The sequence below is a fragment of the Monashia sp. HAY1-2A genome, from assembly GCF_056755315.1.
Window position 1 is genome coordinate 20,918 of record NZ_JBNDHY010000048.1, and the last position, 8,522, is coordinate 29,439.

Consider the following 8,522-nt stretch of genomic DNA (forward strand, 5'->3'; position numbering starts at 1 on the left):
CGCGGCGTCAGAGGTGGTGGGCGTGGTTCCGCTCCGTGACCGCGGACGTCAGGAGGCCGAAGCCGTCCGGCACGTCGCCGGCGTCGTGGCCGGTCCCGACGACGCGGTTGTCGCGGTCGACGAAGACGACGTTCGGCTCGAAGGCGCGCGCCTCGGCGTCGTCCATCGCGGCGTACGCGATGACGATGACGGTGTCGCCGGGCGAGATGAGCCGCGCCGCCGCGCCGTTGATGCACACGATGCCGCTGCCGCGCTCGCCCTCGATGGCGTACGTCGTGAGGCGGTTGCCGTTGTCGACGTCGACGACGTCGACCTGTTGACCGGGCCAGAGGTCCGCGGCGTCCATGAGGTCGCGGTCGATGGTGAGCGAGCCGACGTAGTGCAGGTCGGCCTGGGTCACCGTGGCACGGTGGATCTTCGAGTGGAGCATGAATCGCTGCACGGTGGATCTGTCCTCAGGAGAAGGGGATTCGACGGGGTTTCGACGGGGGTGCGATGGGCTGCGGTGGGCTCCGGCTGACGACGCCGGTGAGCGTCAGGGGTGTGAGAAGGTCTCGCGGGCGCCGCCGCCGGGGCCGACGAGCACGGGCAGGTTGTCGATGAGACGCGTCGTGCCGACCCGGCCGGCGACCGCGAGCAGGGCCTCGCCGCGGTACCACTCGGGCACGTCCTCGAGGGTGTCCGGGTGCACGAGCACGAGGTAGTCGACGAGCGCCAGCGGCTCCCGGACGAGCACCGACCGCGCCGCGCGACGGACGGCCGAGGGCCCCTCGGTGGCGGCGTCGGCTCCGGCTCGCAGCGCCGCCGAGAGGCACAGCGCGGTCTCGCGGTCCGACGGCGTCAGGTAGGTGTTGCGGCTCGACATCGCGAGCCCGTCGGCCTCGCGGACCGTCGGCACCGACACGACGTTGACGGGGAAGTCGAGGTCGCGGACCATCCGGCGGATGAGGAGCAGCTGCTGGGCGTCCTTCTGGCCGAAGTACGCCGACGTGCAGCGGGTCAGCTGCATCAGCTTCGCGACGACGGTGAGCATGCCGTCGAAGTGCCCCGGCCGGGCCTGACCCTCGAGAACGTCACCGAGCGGTCCGGCCGAGACGCGCACGCCCGGGTCGCCGTCGGGGTACATGACGTCGGGCGTCGGGGCGAACACGAGGTCGACCCCGGCGTCGGTGCAGATCTGCAGGTCGGTGTCGAACGTGCGCGGGTACCGCGAGAGGTCCTCCTTGGGCCCGAACTGCAGCGGGTTGAGGAAGATCGTCACGACGACGTGGGCGTGGGTCTCGCGCGCCCGCCGGATCAGCGTCGCGTGGCCGTCGTGCAGCGCGCCCATCGTCATGACGACGGCCACGTCGCCGTCGTCGAGGCAGGCCCGGGCCTCGCGCAGCTCGTCGCGCGTCCGGGCGACGACGGGGGTCTGGGTCACGGTCGGTCCTCCTCGCGGGCCAGCAGCTGGAGCAGCGGGTCCGCGACGTCCGCCCGGAGGCGTCCGCTGAGCAGGGCCCGCTGCGCCGTCGCGCGCGCCAGCGCCAGGTAGGTCGGCCGGATGTCGGGCGCCACCGTGCGCAGCATCGCGACGTGCCCGGCCACGGTACCGGCATCTCCGCGCGCCACCGGGCCGGTGAGGGCAGCATCACCCAGCTGGAGGGTGTTGCCCAGCGCGGCTGTCAGCAGCGGCTCGAGCACCCGGGCCGGGTCCTCGATGCCGGCCTCCCCGAGCAGCTGCATCGACTGCGCCACGAGCGTGACGAGGTGGTTGGCGCCGTGCGCCAGGGCCGCGTGGTAGGTGACCCGGTCCTCCTCGGGGACCCAGAGGGGGTCACCACCCATCTCGATGACCAGGGCCTCGCCGACCGGTCGCGCGAGGTCGACGGTCGTCACCCCGAAGCAGCAGTCCTGGAGGCGCTCGAGGTCCACCTCGGTGCCGGTGAAGGTCATCACCGGGTGCAGCGCGAGCGGGACGATGTCGCTGTCCAGGGCGGCCTCGAAGACGCCGATGCCGTGGGCGCCCGAGGTGTGCACGACGAGCTGACCGGGCGTGAAGGTGCCCGTCGCGCCGAGGCCGGCGACGAGGTCGGCGAGCGCGTCGTCGGGCACGGCCAGCACGACGAGGTGGGCTCCCGAGACGACGTCGGGGATCGGCTTGACCGGCACGCCGGGAAGCATCCGGGCCGCCCGGTCGAGGCTCGCCTCGCTGACCGCCGAGACGCCCGTGACGTGGTGACCGGCGCGCGCGAGGGCCGCGCCGAGCACCGAACCGACGCGTCCGGCCCCGACGACGCCGACGTCGAAACGGGCGGGGCGCTCGCTGGGGCTGCTCACCCGCGCACGGTATCGCCTACAGTCGGGCGCCGTGGACGTCCTTCCCTGGCGCGAGGCGTGGCACGAGGCGCTCTACGCGCCCGGGCGCGGCTTCTACGTCGCAGCGGGCGGGCCCGCGGCCCACTTCACGACGGCGGCGCACGGCGCACCCGGCGCCGTGCTGGCGCGGGCCCTCCTCGCGCTGCCGGACCACCCGGTGCGGCTCGTCGTCGACGTGGGGGCGGGACGCGGCGAGCTGGCGACGCACCTGCGCGCCGCGCTGGACGACGGCGCCCCCGCCGGGGCGAGGTACGCGGACGGGACCGACCGCGGCGCGTCGCCTCCGAGCGATGCCGGCGTCCGGGTGGTGGCCGTCGACGTCGTCGACCGGCCCGAGGGCCTCGACGAGCGCATCGAGTGGGTCCGCTCCCCCGGCGGCCCCGACCTGCCGGAGGCGCTCGACGGGCTCGAGGACTGCCTCGTCGTGGCGCACGAGTGGCTCGACGTCGTTCCGTGCACCGTGGCGGAGGTCGACGGCTCGGGCCTGCTGCGCGTCGTGCTCGTCGACGCGGCGACCGGTCAGGAGCAGCTCGGCGGGCCGCTCGAGGGCGCGGACCTCGCCTGGGCCCGCGACCACTGGCCGGCGTCGGCCCCCGGCGACCGCGTCGAGGTCGGCCTCGACCGTGACCGTGCGTGGGCCGGCCTCGTCCGACGCGTCCGCTCGGGCACCCTCGTCGGCGTCGACTACGGCCACACCCGAGACGTCCGGCCCGCGCACGGCACGCTCGCCGGCTACGCGTCCGGGCACCTGACGACACCGGTGCCCGACGGGTCGTGCGACCTCACCGCCCACGTCGCCGTGGACACCCTGGACGCCGACGAGACCCCGACCCAGCGCGAGGTGCTGCGCCGGCTCGGGGTCACCGCGACGGTCCCGCCGCACGCGCTCGCGCTGCAGGACCCGCTCGGCTACCTCGCCGCCCTCGAGCGCACGAGCGCGGAGGCGCGCCTCGTCGACCCGGCGGGCTTCGGCGGGTTCCGGTGGGCGGTGAAGCGGCTGCGAGGGCCCCACGTACCCTGATCGTCATGCGTCGCGTGTCGTCCCTCCTGCTCGCCCTCGGCGTCGCGCTCTCGGTCACCGTGGGGCTGCCCGCCGCGGCATCGGCCCACGACGTCCTCGAGCGCACCAACCCCTCGGACGGCGCGGTCGTCGACACGCTGCCGGGCACGGTCGAGCTGACCTTCGCCGAGGCGCCCCTCTCGGTGGGGACGCAGGTCGTCGTCACCGGCCCGAAGGGCGACGTCGCCGAGGGCGCGCCGACGATCGACGGCTCGGTCGTGCGCCAGCGGCTCGCAGCGAGCGCCCCGGGCGGCGACTACACGGTGACCTACCGCGTCACGTCCGACGACGGCCACCCGGTCAGCGGCACCTTCTCCTTCCACGCCATGGTCGGCCTCGACGGCTCGACGGCCACGGCGGGGCCGAGCGTCCATGTGCGCCAGCACGACTCGACGAACGAGGAGGCCGCCTCGTCCACCTTCGTGCCGGTGCTCCTGACCATCGTCGGCACCGCCGTCCTGCTCGCGCTCGACGACGAGGCGCTCGTAGCCGCGGAGCACGAAGGTGGGACGTCGCTGCGCCTCGACGACGCGAACCGCACCGAGGCGCCGCAGCAGCGCCCGGACGGAGATCTGCAGCTCCATCCGGGCCAGCGGCGCGCCGAGGCAGAAGTGGATGCCGGCCCCGAAGGCCAGGTGCGGGTTGGGGTCGCGCCCGGCGTCGAAGCGGTCCGGGTCCGGGAAGACGGCGGGGTCGCGGTTGGCGGCGCCGAGCAGGGCGGCGACCTTCTGGCCCTCGCGGACCGTGACACCGTGCAGCTCGACGTCGGTCGTCGCGGTGCGCTCGAACAGGTGCAGCGGCGAGTCGTGCCGGAGCATCTCCTCGACGAGGCGCGCGACCGCTGCGTCGTCGTCCAGCGAGCCGAGGACCGCCTGCAGCTGTGCCTGGTCCGACAGCAGGGACGCGAGGCCGTTGCCGAACCCGTTGACGCTGGCCTCGTGGCCGGCGTTGAGCAGCAGGACGACGGTGGCGACGAGCTCGCGGCGCGAGAGCCGGTCCCCGCCGTCGCGCTCCTCGACGAGGGCGGTGAGCAGGTCGTCGCCCGGGTTCTCGACGCGCTCGGCCGCGAGCGCCTCGACGTAGCGGGCGAACTCGGCACAGGCCCGCTGCGCCTCCAGCTGCGCGTCGGCGGACGGCGCCACCTCGTACATCCGGACGATGGCCTGGCTCCAGTCGCGCAGGCGCTTCCAGTCGGACGCGGGCGCGCCCAGCAGCTCGCAGATGACGCGGACGGGCAGGGGCTCGGCGTAGGTCTCGATGACGTCGACCCGGTCGCCGTCAAGGCGCGCGAGGGCGTCGGACAGCAGCTCGTCGGCGATCTGCTCCACGCGCGGCCGGAGCCGCTCGATGTGCCCGCGGTTGAAGGCGCCGGCGACGAGGCGGCGCAGCCGGGTGTGCTTGGGCGGCTCGGAGTCCAGGATCGAGTCTGCGTGCAGCCAGTCGAACACGGTCCAGGGGTCGTCCTCGGAGGTGGCCCGAGGCCGGAAGATGCGGCCGAGCCGTCGGTCCCGCAGCACGTCGTTGGCCGCGGCGTGCGTCGTCGTGAGCCACAGGCCGAGCCCCTCGTGCCAGACGATGGGCGCCACCTGCCGCATGACGGCGAGGTCGCCGTACGGGTCGGCCACGAAGGCCGCCGCGGACAGGTCGACGGCGGCCGGTGCGGTCGGCACGGCGGAACGACGTCCGGCGGGGTCGGGGACGCCGGAGGCGGTGCCGTCGGCAGCGGTGTCGGGTTCTGGCTGGCTCACGAACCCACTGTGCCCGACCCGGGTGCGCCACGGCAGCCCCGGGGTCGCGAGGTGACGACCGGCGCGGCACGGCATACTCGAGCACATGCCCCCCGCGTCCGAGGTCCCCGGCACGACCGCGGCTCCGGCACGCCGCCAGGCCCTGACCGTGGGGGTCGGGGCCGGCGGCCTCGCGACCGCCGACATGGTGCTCAACATCGGCCCGCAGCACCCCGCGACCCACGGCGTCCTGCGGCTGCGCATCGTCGTCGACGGCGAGCGCATCGTCACGGCGGAGCCGGTCATCGGGTACATGCACCGGGGCGCCGAGAAGCTCTTCGAGGTGCGGGACTACCGCCAGATCATCGTGCTGGCCAACCGCCACGACTGGCTGTCGGCCTTCTCGAACGAGCTCGGGGTCGTCCTCGGGGTCGAGCACATGCTCGGCATGGAGGTCCCCGAGCGGGCCGTCTGGGCTCGCACCCTGCTCGCCGAGCTCAACCGCGTGCTCAACCACCTGATGTTCCTCGGCTCCTACCCCCTCGAGCTCGGCGCCATCACGCCGGTCTTCCACGCGTTCCGTGAGCGCGAGGAGCTCCAGGCGGTCATGGAGGAGGTGTCGGGGGGCCGGATGCACTACATGTTCAACCGCGTCGGCGGCCTCAAGGAGGACCTCCCCGCGGGGTGGCTCGGGCGCGCGGGCAAGGCGGTCGAGAACGTCCGCCGGCGGCTGCCCGCGCTCGAGCGGCTCGTCGTCGGCAACGAGATCCTCGAGGGTCGCACCCGCGGGGTCGGCGTCCTGCCCCGCGAGACCGCCCTGGCCTACGGCGTCTCGGGTCCCATCGCCCGGGCGAGCGGCGTCGACGTCGACCTGCGCCGGGACACCCCGTACCTCGCGTACGGCGAGCTCTTCGCGAAGGGCGGTCCCGGACGCGTCGTGACCCGCAGGGCGGGCGACTGCCTGGCCCGCCTCGAGGTGCTGCTCGAGCAGGTCCACGTGTCGCTCGACCTCGCCGAGGCCTGCCTCGACCGGCTCGTCGGCCTGCCGCAGGGCCCCGTGAACGTCAAGCTGCCCAAGGTGCTCAAGGTGCCCGAGGGGCAGCTGTACTGCGCCACCGAGAACCCCCTCGGTTTCAACGGCTACTACCTCGTGTCCCGCGGCGAGAAGACCCCGTGGCGGCTCAAGCTGCGGTCGGCCTCGTTCAACAACATCTCCGTGCTGAGCGAGATGCTCCCGGGCCAGCTCATCGCCGACATGGTCGCCATCCTCGGCTCGATGTTCTTCGTCGTCGGCGACGTCGACAAGTGAGGCCCCCGATGTCGCGGTCGACCTGGTGGCGCGGCGCATCGCGGGCGACGTGGCTGCGCGCGGCCGCGGTCGCCGTCATCACTACGTCGGTGACCCTCGCCGCCGCGTGCTCCGACGAGGACACCGTCGACACCATCCCCCCGCCGTGGCCGGCGCGCACGACGACACCCGACGGCCCGGCCGGCCCACCGCGTCAGACCGGAACAGCCTCGACGACGACGCCGGTGTCCCCGACCACGACGCCGACCACGACGCCGACCACCACGTCGACAACGACCGGCCCGCCGGTCCTGTCGACGCCCCGCTGACGCCCGCGGCGCCGGGACCCGACCCACGCCGCTGCGACGGATCGACGGCGGTCGCCGCGGGGCTCAGCCTGCGCCTTCCACCAGGGGGTACCTCAAGGGTGTACCGCTGGTCCCCCGGCGCCTACGTCACTGCTCACTCTGAGTGAGCAGTGACGTAGCCGATCGGGGCCCAGCGGGTCCGGTCGGCGGATGGGCCGAGTGGTGCCCGTGGCCAGGGGGTGCAGGGGCGGAGGGGCCCTGCGGGTTCTCGGCTGCCACCCGTTGCGGGCGCATCGGGCGCCGTCAGGCGCCGTCGCGTCCGTTGCGGGGCTCGTCCTCGTCGTCGGTCGGGCGCAGGCGGCACCAGCGCTGCACGAGCATGCCGGCCGCCGACAGCAGGAGGGCGACCACGGCATGGGCCACGAACGGCCAGATGCGGTCGCGCTGGGACTGGACGTCGGCGTCGGGCAGGAGCACGAGGACGTTCGCGGCGTACCAGCCGACGAGGGCGGCGCCGGTGAGCGCGCCCGCCTGGCCGAGCACGAGGGTGCGGGCCGCGCGCAGCGGCGTGACGTGCGGCTGGTCGAGACCGTCGCGCACCTTGCGGACCTGCCAGCCTGCCACCACGAGGCCGCCGCCGAGGAAGAGCATCGCGACGAGGCCGAGCCAGCCGGGGTCGGGCAGGCCGTGACCGCCGCCGGCCACCGAACGAAGCACGACCCAGGCGAGCACGGTGACCACGAGCCCGGTCAGCACCAGGGCCGTGACGCGGATGCCGGCGTGCGGTCTCACTGCTGCTCCCATCCGGGGCCGGGGCGCACGCCGGAGCGGTCGAGGTCGCAGAGGAGCTCCTCGACGCGGCGGATGCCGGCCGTGCCCTCGCCGACCCGCAGGGTCGCGCGCGGGTCGGCATCGAGCCACGGCACGAGGACGAACGCCCGCTCGCGCGCGCGAGGGTGCGGCAGCGTCAGCTCCGGGTCGTCGCTGACGACCTCGTGATGACCCCCCGGGCGGCCGTACTGGATGAGGTCGAGGTCGAGCGTCCTTGCGCCCCAACGGACCTCACGCGTGCGTCCGTGCTCGGCCTCGATGCGGTGCAGCTCGGCGAGCAGGTCGGCCGGGTGCAGCAGCGAGCGCCCCACCACGACCGCGTTGAGGTACTCGGGCTGCTCGGGGCCGCCGACCGGGTCCGTGGCAACGATGTCGGAGATGCCGGTCAGCGTCAGCCCGGGCAGGGCGGTCAGGGCCACCATCGCGTCCGTCAGCGTCTGGCCGCGGTCCCCGAGGTTGGTGCCGAGCGCGACGACGACGTGCGCGGCGTTGCTGCGCTCGACGCGCACCTGGACGTCGGTGAAGGGGTGCCCCACCGGCGCCTCCGGCTTGTGCACGACGACCTCGACGACCTCGACGAGGTCGTGGCGCAGCACGTCGTCGGCGATCACCTCGGCGAGCCGCTCGATGAGGTCGAACGACGGGCCGGTGACCCGGGCCACGACGTCGCCGGCCACCTCCGCGTAGTTGACCGTGGCCACGAGCGCGTCGGTGCGTCCGGCCGGCTCGAGGTCGAGCGTCATGGTGACGTCGACGACGAAGGTCTGCCCGTCTCGCTTCTCGGCAGCGAGCACTCCGTGGTGGCCGCGGGCGGTGACACCCTGCAGCACGATGCGGTCAGGCATCAGTCGAGCTCCTCGATGAGGTCGTCACCGGCATGGTCGAGCGCCGCCTGCACGACGGCGAGGGCCCGGACGGTGGAGGCGACGTCGTGGACCCGGACGCACCAC

8 protein-coding genes and 2 pseudogenes are annotated in these 8,522 nt (G+C 74.2%); 4 read left to right on the forward strand and 6 right to left on the reverse strand.

Annotated elements, in window-relative coordinates; translation table 11 throughout:
• Positions 1-7: 7 nt before the first annotated feature.
• The 3 genes from panD to ACPYOM_RS09510 all read right to left on the reverse strand — a co-directional run bounded on the left by panD (position 8) and on the right by ACPYOM_RS09510 (position 2,319).
• Positions 8-442 (reverse strand): aspartate 1-decarboxylase, encoded by a 435-nt coding sequence (gene panD, locus ACPYOM_RS09500; protein ID WP_481345752.1) that lies wholly within the window; start codon positions 440-442, stop codon positions 8-10.
• Between the two features lie 93 nt (positions 443-535).
• The gene (panC, locus tag ACPYOM_RS09505) at positions 536-1,423 is read right to left on the reverse strand and encodes a pantoate--beta-alanine ligase (RefSeq protein ID WP_481345753.1); all 888 of its coding nucleotides are present in this window, start codon (positions 1,421-1,423) and stop codon (positions 536-538) included.
• On the reverse strand, positions 1,420-2,319 hold the full coding sequence (locus ACPYOM_RS09510) for a Rossmann-like and DUF2520 domain-containing protein (RefSeq protein ID WP_481345754.1): 900 nt from the start codon (positions 2,317-2,319) through the stop codon (positions 1,420-1,422). Before ACPYOM_RS09510 ends, panC begins: the two co-directional genes overlap by 4 nt.
• 31 nt (positions 2,320-2,350) lie before the next feature.
• On the opposite strand from ACPYOM_RS09510, the gene ACPYOM_RS09515 reads away from it, so the two are divergent.
• Positions 2,351-3,379, forward strand: coding sequence for an SAM-dependent methyltransferase (locus ACPYOM_RS09515; RefSeq protein WP_481345755.1), 1,029 nt, complete (start codon positions 2,351-2,353; stop codon positions 3,377-3,379).
• A 5-nt stretch (positions 3,380-3,384) separates the two neighbouring features.
• Positions 3,385-3,681 (forward strand): annotated as a pseudogene (locus ACPYOM_RS09520) (copper resistance CopC family protein); the annotation flags it as partial.
• A 294-nt stretch (positions 3,682-3,975) separates the two neighbouring features.
• Here ACPYOM_RS09520 and ACPYOM_RS09525 read toward each other — a convergent pair.
• Positions 3,976-5,364 (reverse strand): annotated as a pseudogene (locus ACPYOM_RS09525) (cytochrome P450); the annotation flags it as partial.
• Here ACPYOM_RS09525 and ACPYOM_RS09530 point away from each other — a divergent pair.
• Together ACPYOM_RS09530 and ACPYOM_RS09535 are read left to right on the forward strand one after the other, a co-directional pair.
• Entirely contained in the window at positions 5,252-6,454 is a 1,203-nt protein-coding gene (locus ACPYOM_RS09530) for an NADH-quinone oxidoreductase subunit D (RefSeq protein WP_481340323.1), read from the forward strand. The pseudogene ACPYOM_RS09525 and the gene ACPYOM_RS09530 sit on opposite strands and share 113 nt — an antisense overlap.
• Positions 6,455-6,462: 8 nt before the next feature.
• Complete coding sequence (locus tag ACPYOM_RS09535) at positions 6,463-6,762, forward strand: hypothetical protein (protein WP_481340321.1); 300 nt, start codon at positions 6,463-6,465, stop codon at positions 6,760-6,762.
• Between the two features lie 282 nt (positions 6,763-7,044).
• Here the strand turns inward: ACPYOM_RS09535 and ACPYOM_RS09540 are convergent, their stop codons facing one another.
• Both ACPYOM_RS09540 and folK read right to left on the reverse strand, forming a co-directional pair.
• Positions 7,045-7,533: a DUF3180 domain-containing protein gene (locus tag ACPYOM_RS09540; RefSeq protein WP_481345756.1), complete on the reverse strand. Its 489-nt coding sequence runs from the start codon at positions 7,531-7,533 to the stop codon at positions 7,045-7,047.
• Positions 7,530-8,417 (reverse strand): 2-amino-4-hydroxy-6-hydroxymethyldihydropteridine diphosphokinase, encoded by an 888-nt coding sequence (gene folK / locus ACPYOM_RS09545; protein ID WP_481340317.1) that lies wholly within the window; start codon positions 8,415-8,417, stop codon positions 7,530-7,532. The genes ACPYOM_RS09540 and folK overlap by 4 nt, the downstream gene beginning before the upstream one ends.
• Between the last annotated feature and the right edge of the window lie 105 nt (positions 8,418-8,522).